The organism is Sphingomonas sp. Leaf67, assembly GCF_001421965.1.
Classification (GTDB): domain Bacteria; phylum Pseudomonadota; class Alphaproteobacteria; order Sphingomonadales; family Sphingomonadaceae; genus Sphingomonas.
Window position 1 is genome coordinate 619,185 of record NZ_LMLP01000001.1, and the last position, 16,052, is coordinate 635,236.

12 protein-coding genes are annotated in these 16,052 nt (G+C 65.7%); 6 read left to right on the plus strand and 6 right to left on the minus strand.

Annotated features, from left to right (window positions below):
* The first annotated feature begins 90 nt into the window (after window positions 1–90).
* The gene (locus tag ASE90_RS03000) at window positions 91–405 is read left to right on the plus strand and encodes a hypothetical protein (RefSeq protein ID WP_055995714.1); all 315 of its coding nucleotides are present in this window, start codon (window positions 91–93) and stop codon (window positions 403–405) included.
* A 71-nt stretch (window positions 406–476) separates the two neighbouring features.
* Complete coding sequence (locus ASE90_RS03005; protein WP_055995717.1) at window positions 477–1,928, plus strand: AMP nucleosidase; 1,452 nt, start codon at window positions 477–479, stop codon at window positions 1,926–1,928.
* A 250-nt stretch (window positions 1,929–2,178) separates the two neighbouring features.
* Here the strand turns inward: ASE90_RS03005 and ASE90_RS03010 are convergent, their stop codons facing one another.
* Together ASE90_RS03010 and polA are read right to left on the minus strand one after the other, a co-directional pair.
* The gene (locus ASE90_RS03010) at window positions 2,179–3,705 is read right to left on the minus strand and encodes a lipopolysaccharide biosynthesis protein (protein ID WP_055995720.1); all 1,527 of its coding nucleotides are present in this window, start codon (window positions 3,703–3,705) and stop codon (window positions 2,179–2,181) included.
* A gap of 129 nt (window positions 3,706–3,834) precedes the next feature.
* On the minus strand, window positions 3,835–6,594 hold the full coding sequence (gene polA / locus ASE90_RS03015; protein ID WP_055995723.1) for a DNA polymerase I: 2,760 nt from the start codon (window positions 6,592–6,594) through the stop codon (window positions 3,835–3,837).
* 256 nt (window positions 6,595–6,850) lie between these two features.
* Here polA and chrA point away from each other — a divergent pair, with 256 nt between their 5' ends.
* Complete coding sequence (gene chrA / locus ASE90_RS03020) at window positions 6,851–8,029, plus strand: chromate efflux transporter (RefSeq protein ID WP_055995726.1); 1,179 nt, start codon at window positions 6,851–6,853, stop codon at window positions 8,027–8,029.
* Window positions 8,030–8,115: 86 nt separating this feature from the next.
* A complete protein-coding gene (locus tag ASE90_RS03025; protein WP_235531633.1) occupies window positions 8,116–8,880 on the plus strand; it encodes a hypothetical protein in 765 nt (254 codons plus the stop codon).
* Window positions 8,881–9,045: 165 nt separating this feature from the next.
* On the opposite strand, the gene typA is transcribed toward ASE90_RS03025, so the two are convergent.
* Together typA and ASE90_RS03035 are read right to left on the minus strand one after the other, a co-directional pair.
* Entirely contained in the window at window positions 9,046–10,890 is a 1,845-nt protein-coding gene (typA, locus tag ASE90_RS03030) for a translational GTPase TypA (RefSeq protein ID WP_055995729.1), read from the minus strand.
* Window positions 10,891–11,283: 393 nt separating this feature from the next.
* Entirely contained in the window at window positions 11,284–12,522 is a 1,239-nt protein-coding gene (locus tag ASE90_RS03035; RefSeq protein WP_235530453.1) for an alpha-galactosidase, read from the minus strand.
* A gap of 141 nt (window positions 12,523–12,663) precedes the next feature.
* Here ASE90_RS03035 and ASE90_RS03040 point away from each other — a divergent pair, with 141 nt between their 5' ends.
* Entirely contained in the window at window positions 12,664–13,857 is a 1,194-nt protein-coding gene (locus tag ASE90_RS03040; protein ID WP_055995737.1) for a toxic anion resistance protein, read from the plus strand.
* Window positions 13,858–13,861: 4 nt separating this feature from the next.
* Entirely contained in the window at window positions 13,862–14,563 is a 702-nt protein-coding gene (locus ASE90_RS03045) for a hypothetical protein (RefSeq protein WP_055995740.1), read from the plus strand.
* A gap of 27 nt (window positions 14,564–14,590) precedes the next feature.
* Here ASE90_RS03045 and ASE90_RS03050 read toward each other — a convergent pair whose 3' ends face one another.
* Window positions 14,591–15,052: a hypothetical protein gene (locus tag ASE90_RS03050; protein WP_156361394.1), complete on the minus strand. Its 462-nt coding sequence runs from the start codon at window positions 15,050–15,052 to the stop codon at window positions 14,591–14,593.
* Window positions 15,053–15,299: 247 nt separating this feature from the next.
* Window positions 15,300–16,034 (minus strand): TonB family protein, encoded by a 735-nt coding sequence (locus ASE90_RS03055; protein WP_055997188.1) that lies wholly within the window; start codon window positions 16,032–16,034, stop codon window positions 15,300–15,302.
* Window positions 16,035–16,052 lie beyond the last annotated feature (18 nt).

The window sequence follows — 16,052 nt, forward strand, 5'->3', positions numbered from 1 at the left end:
CGGTTTCGATACGCGCGTGTCGGAACCGGCCGGTCGGTCCCGGGTTGATCAGTGGTTACGCAACCATATCGAACGGGAAAGGGACGCGTCATGACCAATTCGACCACCACCAAGGATGTCGCCAACGACGTCGCCGAAGCTTCGGGCAGCTTTGCCGAAAAGGCATCGGCGACCTACACATCGGCCAAGGAAACCGTAAGCGACGCCGCCGCCAAGTCGCGCGATGCGGTGGCGGATGCCGCCAAATCGACCGCCGAGACGGTGAAGGCGCATCCGGGTGCCACCGCCGCAATCGTCGCCGGCGCTGCCGCCGCGATCGCCGGAGCCGCCTTCGGCGCATCGAAGCTGATCGACAAGAAGCGCGAAGCCGACGCCACGCCGAAGGTTCCTTCGTCGGCGACCTGATCCTCCTGACCCGGCGCACCGCACTGCGCCGGGTCTTGACCTGCGTTACGGGATCGACTTAGCCACGATCGATGACGCAGGCTTCCGATATCGTTGCCGAACTCGATCGGCTCTACACTGCCTCGGTGGCGCGGTTACGCGCTGCGCTCGACCGCTACCTGACCGACGGCATGCCCCCGCCGTCTTCCGCGCGGGTCGACGGCACGTTCGCCTATCCCGAAATCCGCCTAACCTATCGTGGTGGCAGCGAACGGCCGATGCCCTCGCGCGCCTATGGCCGGCTGACCACCCCCGGTGAATACCGGATCAGCGTGACCAAGCCCGCGATGTTCGCCGCCTATCTGACCGAACAGCTCGAACTGCTGATCGCCAACCACGACGTCACGGTCGAGGCGGTCGGCGGTCGGCAGGAAATTCCTTTCCCCTACGTCCTCGACGCCGGGCATGCGCTCAGTCTCGATGCGGTGTCGGCGTCCGAACTCGCGCGGTTCTTCCCCGCGACCGAACTGGCGCATATCGGCGACGAGATCGCCGACGGCCTGTGGACCGCGCACGACGACAGCCGTCCGCTGGCGCTGTTCGACGGGTTGCGCACCGACTTTTCGCTGGCCCGGTTGCGCCATTATACCGGCACCCCGCCCGAACATATCCAGCAATATGTGCTGTTCACCAACTATCACCGCTATGTCGACGAATTCGTGCGCTGGGCCGGCGAACAGTTGAAGCCCGCCGCTGATGGCATGCCCAGCCGCTATACCGCGCTGTCGGGGGCCGGCGGCGTGCTGGCGACCGCCGAGGACGATGCCGAACGCATGGTCAGCGACAGCGCGTGGCGGCGGCATCAGATGCCCGCCTATCACCTCGTCGCGCCCGACGGCAGCGGCATCACGCTGGTGAATATCGGCGTCGGTCCGTCCAACGCGAAGACGATCTGCGACCATCTGGCGGTCATGCGGCCCGAAGCGTGGCTGATGATCGGTCATTGCGGCGGCCTGCGCCCCAGCCAGCGGATCGGCGATTACGTGCTGGCGCACGCTTATCTGCGCGACGATCATGTCCTCGACGACGTGCTACCGCCCGAAATCCCGGTGCCGGCGATCGCCGAGGTTCAGGTGGCGATGGCACGCGCGGCAGAGATCGTGTCGGGCCAGTCGGGCGACGAACTGAAGAAGCGGCTACGTACCGGCACCATCGTCACCACCGACGACCGTAACTGGGAATTGCGCTTCAGCCGCTCGGCGCTGCGCTTCTCGCTGTCGCGCGCGGTCGGCATCGACATGGAATCGGCTACGATCGCCGCACAGGGATATCGCTTCCGCGTCCCCTATGGAACGCTGCTGTGCGTTTCCGACAAACCGCTCCACGGCGAACTGAAGCTACCCGGACAGGCCAACCGCTTCTACGAACGCGCGATCAACGAACATATGCGCATCGGCATCGAAGCGTGCGAGCAATTGCGGCAAGAGGGTGCCCGCCTCCACAGCCGCAAGCTGCGCGCATTCAACGAGCCGCCGTTCCGGTAAAGGATGTGCGGGAGGGCGGCACGACATCTCCGTTCCCGACAGCCACACCGACCGCCTGCTAACCTGTGGCGGATTGACATTCAGCGATTACAACGGATTTTCGTCATTCCCGCGCAGGCGGGGACCCATAGCCGCTACGCTTTTGGCTGGTTCGGCGACTTCGGCGTATAGGGACTCCCGCCTGCGCGGGCGTGACGATGGGGCCGCGGTCGGGCACGGCGGTCCGCAACGGGTCGAATGTCGCCTGACCCTACACCTTGTACCGATCCGTGGGGATCTGCGCCTCCGTCGCTGCCGCGCTCTTGTGGAACAGCGCCTTGTCCTCGGGCCGGAACGCCCAGCGCCACAGCACCGCGAAGTAGATGGCGAGCATCACCGGAATGCCGAACAGCAGTTCCGCCCATTCATAGTGCTTCGGCAGCCGCATGATCAGCGATCCGGCCACCGCCGCCGCCAGCACCGCCCACACGAACGCCGGCCGGAAATCGCGGACACTGACGCCGAGCAGCTTCGACAACAGCCCCGACTTGATCACCGATCCCAGCGCGACCGACAGCGTCAGTGCCATCGCCGGCCCGACCGCCGCGTAATTCTGCGGCAGGCCCAGCGTACGCATCAACGCAACCAGCGCGAAACTCAGCAACACCTGAAACGTCAGCAGCCCCAGCGAAATCATCAGGTTACGGTGGCGCGCGATATAGACCAGCGCCGCTTCGGACACCGCGCCCTTGGCCGCGAAGACTTCGGCGAACAGCAGGAACGACAACGCGCCCGCGCCGCTCACGAACTCGCGACCGACCACGCCCATCACGCCCGACGCCGGAATGCTGCCGGCCAGCGCCAGCGCCGCCTGCGCGGTGATGATCCAGAAGCCGACTTGACGCACCTGTCGCGCGACCGCCGGCTTGTCACCGGCGGCAAGGCTGTGGGTGATGACCGGCCCCAATACCGGATCGAAGCTGGTCTTCAGCTTCTGCGGCAACGACGCGACCTGCTGCGCCATGTAATAGATGCCGACGATCGCCGGCCCGAACAACAGCCCCAAGATGAAGCGATCGACGTTGCGCGTGCCCCATTCGATCGCATCGGCACCTGCCAGCGGCATGTTGCGCTTCACCAGCGCCAGCATCGGCCGCAGATGCGGCGACCACCCGATCGGCAGGCCATAGCTGCGGACGAACGGCACGATCGATGCAACCAGCGCCGCCGCCATCGACAGCACATAGCTCATGATGAGGCCGTCGCGGGTCGAATAATAGCTCAGGCCCCACGCCGCGATCGAGATCGTCCACGGTTCGATGACCGCGCGCGCCGTCACCGCCGCCTTGACGTTCAATCGATAGGCGAGCGCCGCCAGACTGACGTCGGACCATGCGATGGCAAAGACGATCAGCGGCAACAGCCGTTCGAACCCGATCACCTGACTGTTCGGATACATGATCTGCGGAAACACGAACAACACCGCGCTGGCCGCGACCGACAGGATGAAGGCGACCGCCAGCGCGTCCCACACGACATGCGCATGGGGCCGATCGGTCGACGACAGCGCCTGCGCCAGCCCCCGTTTCAGCCCCAGCGTCGCGACCAGCGCGGCCAGTTCCACCACCAGGACCGCCAGCGCGAACCGCCCGACGATCGCCGGCCCATAGATGCGCCCGGCGATGAACAGGAACGGCAGCCGCGCGACCAGCCGCAGGACGAATCCGAACACGTTGGTCCGCCCGCCTTTGGCAAGTGCGGCGATGTCGTCGGTGGGCTGGGTCGGCGCGTCGGTCATACGTCGCGCGAAGGCTGGATCATCGCGGCGTCATACGCGAGGGGGGCGACCCGCCATAGCCCCCGTTGCGCTTTGGCGACGAGGTGCGGCTTGGGGGCAACGGTCGGGTCCCGATCGCCGCGCTGGCGCTTAATGCGCCGCGCCCCAGCTCGCCCCCGTCCCGATCTCCACGCCCAGCGGCACCGACAGCTGCACCACCGGTTCGGCGGCGGTCTCCATCACCCGGCGGATCACCGGTGTCGCCGCCTCGACCAGACCCTCGGGCAGTTCGAACACCAGTTCGTCATGGACCTGCAACAGCATCCGCACCTCGCCCAGGCCCGCCTCGGCCAGTGCCGGCCCCATCCGCACCATCGCGCGCTTGATGATGTCGGCGCTGGTCCCCTGGATCGGGGCGTTGATCGCGGCGCGTTCGGCCCCCTGGCGTTCATGCTGCACCTTCGACTTGATGCGCGGAAAATGCGTCTTGCGGCCGAACAGCGTGGTGGTGAAACCCGCCGTTCTGACACTCTGCGTCGTCTCGGCGATATAGCGGTTGATGCCGGGGAAGCGGTCGAAATAGCGATCGATCATCGCCTGTGCCTCCTCGGCACTCACGTCCAGCCGCCCAGCCAGCCCCCAGCGACTGATGCCGTAGAGGATGGCGAAGTTGATCGTCTTGGCCCGCCCGCGCGTGTCGCGGTTGACCTCGCCGAACAGCTCCTGCGCGGTGATGCTGTGAATATCGTCGCCGCGCGCGAACGCGTCGCGCAACTGCGGCACGTCGGCGATATGCGCCGCCAGCCGCAGCTCGATCTGCGAATAGTCGGCCGCGAGGATGACGTTGCCCGGTTCCGCCACGAACGCATCGCGGATCTGCCGCCCAACCTCGGTACGGATCGGAATGTTCTGCAGGTTGGGATCGGTCGACGACAGCCGCCCGGTCTGCGCGCCGGTCAGGCTGTACGACGTATGCACCCGCCCGGTCGCCGGATTGATCTGCGCCTGCAACGCGTCGGTATAGGTGTTCTTGAGCTTGGTCAGTTGTCGCCAGTCGAGCACCTTCGCCGCGATCACCGCGCCCGGCGAATCCTTGTCGGCGGCGATCCGCTCCAATTCGGTGACGTCGGTCGAATAGACGCCGGACTTGCCCTTGCGGCCGCCCTTGATCCCCAGCGTGACGAACAGCACGTCGCCCAGCTGTTTCGGCGATCCGATGGTGAATTTCACGGCCGCCAAGTCGTGGATCTCGGTCTCCAGCGCGGCGATCCGGGTCGAGAAATCGTCGGACAGCCGCGCCAGCACCTGCGCATCGACCTTGATCCCCGCAATCTCCATCTCGGCGATCACGCGGACCAGCGGGCGGTCGACCATCTCGTAGACGCGCGTCGCCTGTTCATATGGCAGGCGCGGCTTGAACCGCCGCCACAACCGCAATGTCACGTCGGCGTCCTCGGCGGCATAGCGGGTCGCGGTCTTCAGATCGATTTCGCCGAAACCGACCTGCTTCTTCCCCGTCCCCACCACGTCCTTGTACGCGATGCAGCTATGCTGGAGGTGCGTCGCTGCCAGTTCGTCCATGCCGTGCCCATGCAGCCCGGCGTCTAGGTCGAAACTCATCACGATCGTGTCGTCATAAGGCGCGACAGCGACCCCGGCGCGCGACAGGACGATCATGTCGTATTTCAGGTTATGCCCGATCTTCAGGACGCTGGGGTCTTCGAACAACGGCTTCAGCGTCGCCAGCACGAGCTCGCGCGACAATTGCTCGGGGCGCTCGGCGAACATGTCGGTCCCGCCATGGCCGATCGGCACGTAGCAGGCGAGATTGGGATGCAGCGCCATGCTGATCCCGACCAGTTCGGCGCGGGTCGCGTCCAGACCGGTCGTCTCGGTATCGATCGCGACCCAGCCCTGATGCCGCGCCACCTGTACCCAGCGGTCGAGCGCCTCCTGCGTCACGACCGTCTCATAGCCGTCATGGTTGCAGGCCGGTTCGTCCTCTTCGCCCCCCGGTGCCGTGGCCGGTGCGACCGGCTCGTCGGCGACGCTCGACAGCTTGGTCAGCAGCGTGCGAAACCCGTGATGTTCGAGGAACGCACGCAGCGGCGCGTCGGGTATGCCCTGCATCGCCAGCGCGTCGAGCGGTTCGGGCAGGCCGCCATCGCATTTCAGCGTCACCAGCACCTTCGACAGCCGCGCATTGTCGGCATGGTCGATCAGATTGTCGCGCAGCTTGCCCTTTTTCATGTCCGGCGCGGCGGCGAGGACGGCTTCGAGATTGCCATGCTCGGCGATCAGCTTGGCAGCGGTCTTCGGCCCGACGCCGGGCACGCCCGGCACGTTGTCGACCGCGTCGCCCATCAGCGCCAGCACGTCGCCCAGCTGCTCCGGCCCCACCCCGAATTTCTCGCGGACATGATCGGGGCCGAGCGTGCGGTTGTTCATCGTGTCGAGCATGTCGACCGACGGATCGGTCATCAGCTGCATCAGGTCCTTGTCGGAACTGACGATCGTCACCGCCCACCCCTGCGCCAGTGCCGCCTGCGTATAGCAGGCGATGATGTCGTCGGCCTCCAGCCCCTCTTCCTCGATGCAGGGAATCGAAAAGGCCCGCGTCGCGTCGCGGATCATCGGGAACTGCGGGACCAGATCCTCGGGCGGTGGCGGGCGATGCGCCTTGTACTGGTCGTACAGGTCGTTGCGGAACGTCTTGGACGACTTGTCGAGGATCACCGCCATATGCGTCGGTCCGTCCGCCTTGTGCAGTGCATCGGCCAGCCGCCACAGCATCGTCGTATAGCCATAGACCGCCCCGACCGGCTCGCCATGCTGGTTCGTCAGCGGCGGCAGCCGGTGATAGGCGCGAAAGATATAGCCGGAGCCGTCGACGAGATAGAGATGGGGCATGGCCGGGGAGATAGCAGCGCGGGGGAGCGCTTGCGAGGGGGTAGCGCCTTCCTTCGCTACCCCCGGCTTGGTGCGGAGGCAGGCTCCTCCCCGTACCGGGAAGAATCTGGAAGCCCCCCTCCCCGCGCGACCGATTGACACATCCCCGCCATTGTGGCGGATTGCCGTCACGGGCCGCTGCGGACGCCCGTTCAGACGGGTGCCGTCCAAGTTCCGCTCCATCGGTCGCGTTCGCGGCCTGTAGGAGCGTTGCTTTATGCAGATTGCCCCCTCCCGCCCCCCGGCCATCGGCCTGATCGCGCTGTTCCTCAAATTCCTGCGGTTCGGCTGTCTCGCCTTTGGCGGGCCGGTCGCGCAGATCGCGATGTTGCGGCAGGCACTGGTCGAGGAAGAGGGCTGGATCGATCGCGGGCGGTTCAATCGCCTGCTCGCGGTGTTGCAGATCCTGCCCGGCCCCGAGGCGCATGAACTCTGCGTCCATTTCGGCGTGCTGGCGCGCGGCCGGATCGGCGGGCTGCTCGCCGGACTGGGCTTCATGCTGCCCGGCTTCTGCCTGATGCTGCTGGTCGGCTGGCTCTATGTCTCGGTCGTGCAGGGCAGCGTGGGCTTCGGCGGCATCCTGCTCGGCATTCAGGTCGCGATCCTTGCGGTGATTCTGCGCGCGGTGGTGCGGATCGGCCAGCATGTGATCGAGGACCGATTGCTGGCGGCGATCGCGGTGGCGGCGGCGATCGCGACGCTGATCGGCGTACCGTTCTGGATACCCTTGCTGGTCGGCGGCGGTGTCTATGCGGCGATGGCCCGGCCGGCGATGATGATCGCGATCGGCATGGTTGGCCTTGTTGCTGCCATCGGGGCGATAAGCATCGCCACCCCCGCCCCGGCCGGATCGATAACGCAACCGCTGACCATCCTCGCGTTGTTCGTCGCCGGCTTGAAGGGCGGGCTGCTGACCTTTGGCGGGGCCTATACCGCCATCCCCTATGTCCGCGCCGATACCGTCGGGCGGGGCTGGATCGGCGATGCGGCGTTCCTCGACGGGGTCGCCTTCGCCAATGTCATCCCCGCGCCACTGGTGATCTTTGCGACCTTTGTCGGGTTCGTCGCGGGCGGCCTCACCGGCGCGCTGGCGATCACGCTCGGCATGTTTCTGCCGGCCTTCGCCTTTTCGCTGCTGTTCTTCGAACGGCTGGAGCGAATTGTCGACGCGCCCTCGCTCCGCCACGCACTGACCGGCGTGGCGGCGGCGGTGGTCGGCATCATCGCGGCGACCTTCGTGCAACTGGCGGTGGCGACCGGCGCGCGAATCGATGCGGTCGCCATCGGCGGAATCCTGTTCGCGGTCGCGCTGGGGTTGGCGTGGCGGCTGAAGGGTGGCTGGGTGACGCCTGTGATCGTGGGCGTAGGGGCGGTGACGGGGTGGGCGTTGCTCTGACCGAACGGCGTCGTCGACAGGTCGTCTCGCCTAACTCCCCGACCCATGGTAGAGTCAAACCGCTTCGTTCATCGGGGGGGTGACACATGGCAACATTGGCAACGGCATCGACGGCAAGAACGCCGGAACATCGCTTCTTCCTGTTTTCGGCGATCGCCATGGCGACGGTCGACATCGCCGGCTTTTCACTGAATTTTTTCGCGGGTCGCTCCAGCCTTTCGCTTCCGATCATCTATCATCTGCACGGCGCGGTCTTTCTCAGCTGGATCATCCTGTACGTCGCGCAGAACGTCCTGATCTATGGCGGGACGGTACGTGGTCACCGGCAACTCGGCTGGCTCGCGCTGGCGTTGCTGCCGCTGATGACGGTGCTCGGTATCGGCATCACGATCCTGTCGGCGCGGCATCATGGCGGGCCACCGATCCTCGATCTCAATTCCTTCCTAATCGGCAATCCGGTCGGCATCCTGTACTTCGTTTCGGTCAGCAGCGTCGCGATCGCCCTGCGGCGGCGGACCGACTGGCACCGTCGGCTGATGTTCTGCGGCATGGCGGCAATTACCGGTCCCGGCTTCGGACGATTGCTGCCCATGCCGTTCCTGATCCCGTGGGGATGGTGGGCCGCGGCACTGATCGCGCCGTCCATCTTTCCGGTGATCGCGATGGTTGCCGAGCGCCGCCGCACCGGACGGATTCACCCGGCATGGCGGTGGGGATGGGGTGCGTTCGTGGCCTGCTTCCTGCTGGCGGAAGCCTTCGCCTTCAGCCCATGGGGCATCGCACTGACCCAGGCGGTGGTGGCGGGTACGCCCGGCGCGGCGCGGCCGATGGCGGCGTTCTTTCCGGGATAGCGAACGGCCCCGGAATCGCTTCCGGGGCCGTTCTTTTCTCTGGCCCGACATGGCGAAGCCACGTCGTCGGTCCTCGCCTTGGGCAAGGCCGGTCGGGCGGACCCTGTGCGGCTCGGCGTAGCTGACGCTACGCCGTTGCCCGGTCCGCCTGCCCGGCCCGCTCGCTCAGGCTGCTGCCTTCGCGCGCGATGCCTTCTTCCGTTCGTTCGGATCGAGGTGGCGTTTGCGCAGACGGATGTTCTTCGGCGTCACTTCGACCATCTCGTCGTCGTCGATATACGCAATCGCCTGTTCCAGCGTCATCTTCTTCGGCGGGGTCAAGCGGATCGCGTCGTCCTTGCCGCCCGATGCGCGGAAGTTGGTCAGCTGCTTCGCCTTCATCGGATTGACCTCAAGGTCATCCGTCTTGGCGTTCTCGCCGATGATCATGCCTTCGTACAGCGCCTCGCCGTGCCCGACGAACAGGATGCCGCGCTCTTCGAGCGGACCCAGTGCATAGCCCTGCGCTTCGCCGGCACCGTTCGAGATCAACACGCCGTTCTTGCGGCCGTCGATTTGGCCCTTGTGCGGGCCGTACTTCTCGAACAGCCGGTTCATGATGCCGGTGCCACGCGTGTCCGACAGGAACTCGCCATGATAGCCGATCATGCCGCGCGACGGGGCGGAGAAGGTGATGCGGGTCTTGCCGCCGCCCGACGGACGCATGTCGGTCATCTCGGCCTTGCGCAGGTTCATCTTCTCGACGACCGTGCCCGAATATTCCTCGTCCACGTCGATGATGACGGTTTCGTACGGCTCGGTCTTCTTGCCGTTCTCGTCCTCGCCGAACAGCACGCGCGGACGCGAGATGCCCAGTTCGAACCCTTCGCGGCGCATCGTTTCGATCAGCACGCCCAACTGCAATTCGCCGCGGCCCGCGACTTCATAGCTGTCGCGATCGGCCGCTTCGGTCACCTTCACGGCGACGTTCGATTCGGCTTCGCGGAACAGGCGGTCGCGGATCATCCGCGACGTGACCTTCGTGCCTTCGCGACCCGCCATCGGCGAATCGTTGACGGCGAAGCGCATCGACAGCGTCGGCGGATCGATCGGCTGCGCGTGCAGCGGCTCGGTGACCTGCGGGTCGCAGATCGTGTTCGACACGGTGGCAACGGTCAGGCCGGCCAGCGAGATGATGTCGCCCGCCTTGGCTTCGTCGACCGGCACGCGGTCGAGGCCGCGGAACGACATGATCTTCGATGCGCGACCCGTCTCGACGATGTTGCCGTCGTTGTCGAGCGCGTGGATCGGCTGGTTCAGCTTCACCGTGCCCGAATTGACGCGGCCGGTCAGGATACGGCCGAGGAAGTTGTCGCGGTCGAGCAGCGTGACGAGGAAGGTGAACGGAACGTCCTCCACTTCCACCTTCGGCGCGGGGACGTGCGACACGATCGTCTCGAACATCGGGATCAGCGTGCCTTCGCGCGCGTCCATGTCGGTCGAGGCATAGCCGTTGCGGCCCGAGGCATAGAGCACCGGGAAATCGAGCTGTTCGTCGTTGGCGTCCAGCGACACGAACAGGTCGAACACTTCGTCCAGCACTTCCTGGATGCGCGCGTCGCTGCGGTCGACCTTGTTGACGACGACGATGGGCTTGAGGCCCAGCGCCAGCGCCTTGCCGGTCACGAACTTCGTCTGCGGCATCGCGCCTTCCGACGAATCGACCAGCAGGACGACGCCGTCGACCATCGACAGGATGCGTTCGACCTCGCCGCCGAAATCGGCGTGGCCGGGGGTGTCGACGATGTTGATGCGGATCGATTCATCGCTGCCCGGCGGGGTCCAGTCGACCGAGGTCGGCTTGGCGAGAATGGTGATCCCGCGCTCCTTTTCGAGGTCGTTCGAATCCATGGCGCGTTCCTCGACGCGCTGGTTGTCGCGGAACGTGCCGGACTGACGGAACAACTGATCGACGAGCGTGGTTTTGCCGTGATCGACGTGGGCGATGATTGCCACGTTGCGAAGGCTCATACTATTTCCTGGATCGTGCGGGAGTGCAGTTGGGCGCGCGCTTAGCGTATTTATCGCGATTCCGCAAAGGGGACGTTTTTGCGGTGCAGCGTGGGGGCCTTAGATTGGTTCACGCGAAGGCGTGAAGCGGTTGCGCGACCGGCGGCCGGCTCGCGTTCGGGAGACACAGCGCTATCGGAGACGCAAGCTAGAGGCTGGTGGCGCGGGTAACAAATGCCCCGAACGAGTCTCCTCCGCGTCTTCGCGCCTTCGCATGAAGCAACCTTCCTTCTTCCTGATCGCAGGCGAAAGATGTTCGCGCAGGGGCGCGGAGGCGCGGAGAAGGTGCGTTCGACGCCGTCGTAGCGTCTCCCGACCGCACCCACCCTCAGCGCCTCTGCGCGAAAACCGCCGCTACTTGCCCGGCGTGACGCGGACCATGACGACGCCATGCGCCGGAACGGTCGCCGCAAACCGGCCCGCCATCCGGCCGAGCGACTTGTGCGCCCACAGGTCGCGAACCTCGGCCCTTACGCCTGCCGGATAGCCGATCTCCGGCCACGTCGCCGTGATCTGCGCCGGTGCCTCGCCCCGGTTGAACAGGACGACGGCGCGCGATCCGTCGACCAGCGTGCGCGACCACACTTCCTGATCGCCGTCGTCGCGGACGCGGCGGCCCTGCGCGCCCAGCGCATCCTGATCGACCGCGATGACGTCGTGGTTGAGCAGGATCGCCTTCGTCGCGTCGCTCATCGTCGCGATGTCGTTGCCGGCGATCAGCGGCGCGGCCATCATCGCCCACAGGCTGAAATGCGCGCGATATTCGGTGTCGCTCATCCCGCCATTGCCGACTTCGAGCATGTCGGGATCGTTCCAGTGGCCGGGGCCGGCATGGGCATAGAGCGGTTCGTTGATGTCGACGATGTCGGTCATGCCGATCGACCATTTCTCACGCCCCTTCCACCCGTCGCGGATGTCGGCGGACGTGCGCCACAGATTGCCGATCTTCTTCGCCCATTCCCACGGCCGGTTGTTGCCCCATTCGCAGATCGCCAGCACGATCGGCCGCCCGCTGGCCTTCAGCGCATCGGCCATCAATGCATAGGCTTCCTCGGCATTGCGGACCCCGGTCGAGCACCAGTCGTATTTCAGATAATCGACGCCCCAGCGGGCATAGGTCAGCGCGTCCTGATATTCATGGCCCTGGCTGCCGGGCTTGCCGCCGCACGTCTTGGCGCCGGCATCGGAATAGATACCGAACTTCAGCCCCTTTCCATGGATATAGTCGGCCAGCGCCTTGATCCCGCTCGGGAACTTCTCGGCATTGGCGGTGATGAAGCCGTTCGCGTCACGTTGCCCGTGCCAGCAATCGTCGATGACGATATAGGAATAGCCCGCCGCCTTCATCCCGTTGCCGGCCATGGCGTCGGCCATGTCGCGCACGATCTTTTCGGTGATGTTGCAGCCATATTTGTTCCAGCTGTTCCACCCCATCGGCGGGGTGAGCGCGAGGCCATTGGCCATCCGCGCCGGATCGAGCGACGGGCGCAGCGTATTGGGATCGACGAACTGATCCTGCGCCCGTGCCGTCTGCGTCATCAACGCGATCGACAGGGCGGCGGTCCGCAACAGGCCTTGAAAACGCTTTGTCATATCAATCCCCTCTGCCGTGCTGGCTATCGTGGATGACAGCGTGAGACAAGAGGTTGCGCCCGCTTGGTGTATTACCTAAATACCACAGTTGAATGATACCGCGTTCGCATGGCATCACCCGGCGGACGACGTGGAGGAACTATGGCGACGCAGACTGAAGAACCCGCGCTGGTGCTGACGCCGCCCGATCCGGTGCCGACGGTTCCCGCCGCCAAGGCGGCCGGGCTGGTCCCGGTCGACGACGTCAAGAAGACCGAATTGCAGACCCGCGTCGACGATTTCATCGACCAGCTGGTCGCGCAGGACGTGAATTCCCCCGAATTCGGCAAGCGGGTCGACGCGATCAGCAATCTGGGCGCGCGCGAGATTCGCGAGGCGGCGGGCCAGTCGAACCGCTTCCTCGACCGGCCGGTGCGGGCGATGGATCAGGAATCGGGCGTCGGGGCCGATCTGGCGCAGTTGCGCCGCACGATCGAGGATCTCGATCCGGGCCGTCAGGGCAATCTGCTCGAACCGAAAAAGCTGTTCGGCATGATCCCGTTCGGCAGCAAGGTCCGCGATTATTTCGACGGCTATAAATCCGCGCAGAGCCATATCGCCTCGATCCTGAAGCGGCTGCAATCGGGCAAGGACGAGCTGTTGATGGACAATGCCGCCATCGACACCGAACGCGCGAACCTGTGGACCGCGATGGGGCGGCTCGAACAGATGATCTATCTTTCGCGCGAGATGGACCGGAAGCTGGAGGACAAGGCCAACGAGCTGGATCACACCGACCCGGCCAAGGCCAAGGCGATCCGCGAAACCGCGCTCTTCTATGTCCGGCAACGCAGCCAGGACCTGCTGACGCAGATGGCGGTGACGGTGCAGGGCTATCTCGCGCTCGATCTGGTCAAGAAGAACAATGTCGAGCTGGTGAAGGGTGTCGATCGCGCCAGCACCACCACCGTCGGCGCGCTGCGCACCGCGGTGACCGTCGCGCAGGCGCTGACCAACCAGAAGCTGGTCCTCGAACAGATCACCGCGCTCAACACCACCACCGCCAACATCATCGATTCGACCGGCAAGCTGCTCCGCTCGCAAACCGCGACGATCCATGAACAGGCCGCCGCCTCGACGATTCCGGTCGAAGTGCTGCAACGCGCGTTCCAGAACGTCTATGACACCATGGACGCGATCGACACGTTCAAGCTGAAGGCGCTCGATTCGATGAAGACCACCATCAACACGCTCGGCAGCGAGGTCGAACGGTCGAAGGGCTATATCGCCCGTGCCGAGGGCGCGTCGCAGAACGCATCGGGCCAGGGCGAGACGTTCAAGCTGGAGGCGATGTAGTCCCATGTCGCGCAGCGACGAGGTATTGGAACGCGCCAGCCTGACGCTGGAACGCGCGCGCGAACGCCACGGCGTTGTCGCCCCGCGCGCCCGGCGGCGGCGTGAGGCGGAGGTGCTGCGCCGCGTCGGCCGCATCGCGCTCGCGGATGGCGCGATCCTCCTCGCCGCGCTGGTGCTGGGCTGGTTCGTGCCGCTGGGCGTCGGCGGCGCGCTGCTGGTCGTGGCGCTGCTGATCGCCGCCACGGTGCTGTTCGCGGCGCTGCCGGTCACGCGACCGGTCGCCGTCGAGCAACTGGTGCAGGCCCCGATCAAGTCGTTGCCGGCGCAGACCGAACGCTGGCTCGCGACGCAGCGCCCGGCCCTGCCCGCGCCGGCGATCGGCATCGCCGACTCGATCGGGGTGAAGCTCGACACGCTGTCGGCGCAACTGGCCACGCTCGGCGACGACGAACCGATGGCGGCATCCGAAGTCCGCAAGCTGGTCGGCGAACAACTCCCCGAACTCATCCGCGGCTACCAACGCGTCCCCGAACCGCTCCGCCGCGTCGAACGCAACGGCCGCACCCCGGATCAGCAACTCGTCGACGGCCTGCGCATCATCGACGGCGAAATCGCCGCGATGACCCAGCAACTGGCGCAGGGGAATCTGGACAGTCTGGCCACGCGGGAACGGTATCTGCAGATCAAGTATCAGGGGGAGGAATAGGACGTTCTGCCGATAGGTGGATCGACCTTACCGGCTAAGATTATACTCGACACCGCCGCACGGGGCAGACGGGTCATTGATGCCAGACTTAAACACGACGTTGACGGAACGTCCAAAAATCCCGGTTCGGTTGACCACATCGGCGCTTTTCGCCTGCATGTATCCGATCAAAAGGGTGTCATTCTTGATCCAGCGGACGTTCACGCCATACGCGCAATCACTACGCCGTGCCCCGTAGAAATAGGCCACCCTTTCCGACCATCCGACCGGCCAATTCCGCCGGATGTCGACCTGATATCCAAAATCGGTAGTTGCCCCGCCGTTTGTTTCCGTCACCGTTGCGACCAGCCCGCCATCAGCGTTAACGACGCGTGCTACCTCCACCCGCGAAACACAAGAATCGAGCAACAGGCAAAATCCGAAAGCTAGCCCAAGGACCATTAGTCCGCAGCAGCCTCCGCGTCTCATCCGGCGTTGATCGTCGTCCACGACACTACGTTAGCCCGCCTGCTGCACGAGTAGAACCTAGGGCGCCCGTTTTCGACTTCGTATTTGCCTTCGCGGGATCGCGAACGGGCAAGGAACCACTTTCCTACAGCGCCACGTCGCGCCTACCATCCGGCCGGCTCTTTCTAACCGTCGATCCTTCCGCACCCGATCCCGTCCGGAACGCGCCGCTGCACAAACACCGCGCAAGTGTGACCTTTGTGACCTTTGGCTGAAAACCCCAATCTTTTCAGTCCCGCTCCACGTCCCAGTCGTGCCGCTGTACCATCACCGCAGGTACCGCCCGCCCCCGTCCGTCCAACGACGGCCGGAACCGGAAAGCCCGTTCGATCTGGCGACAGGTCGCGATATCGATCGCCCGATTACCGCTCGACCGACGGATGCGACAGTCGGTCGCCCGGCCATTGGGCTCGACGACGTAATCGACCTCGACGGTCCCCACGAAACCATCCTCCGCCAGTTCGGGCGGCAATCGCGCGCCCTGCAACGATCCACCGATCTGCTCGGGCGGGGTGTCGCCCCCGCCGCCGCCATCGCCATCCCCCGCACCGCCACTGCCAAGGCCATCGCCGACGCCGCCCGCACCGGTCCCCGGCCCCACCCGATCGGTCGCGCCCGACGACGCGTCGCTGCCCGGTCCGGCGACCGGCGCGGTCACGACCGGCGGCGGCACCGGCAGCGGGACGACCGGCGGCGTGGCGACGATCTCGGTCGCCTTCGACCGGAGATTGGGCGGCGCGGCGCGTCCCTCCGGCCGCCCCTGCCGCACGACCTGCGGCACCGGCGGCGGGGGTGGCGGATCGGGCGGCGGCCGCAGAATGTCGAACGTCGCCAGCGCACGCTGCGCCACCCGCGGCACATCGACGCCCAGCCCGACGATCAGGGCCCAGCCGAGCAGGACATGCAGTGCGATGGTCACCCCCATCGCACCGATCCGCGTCCGTTCGGGAAGTGTCGCCTGCATCGCCATCGCCCTGGCACA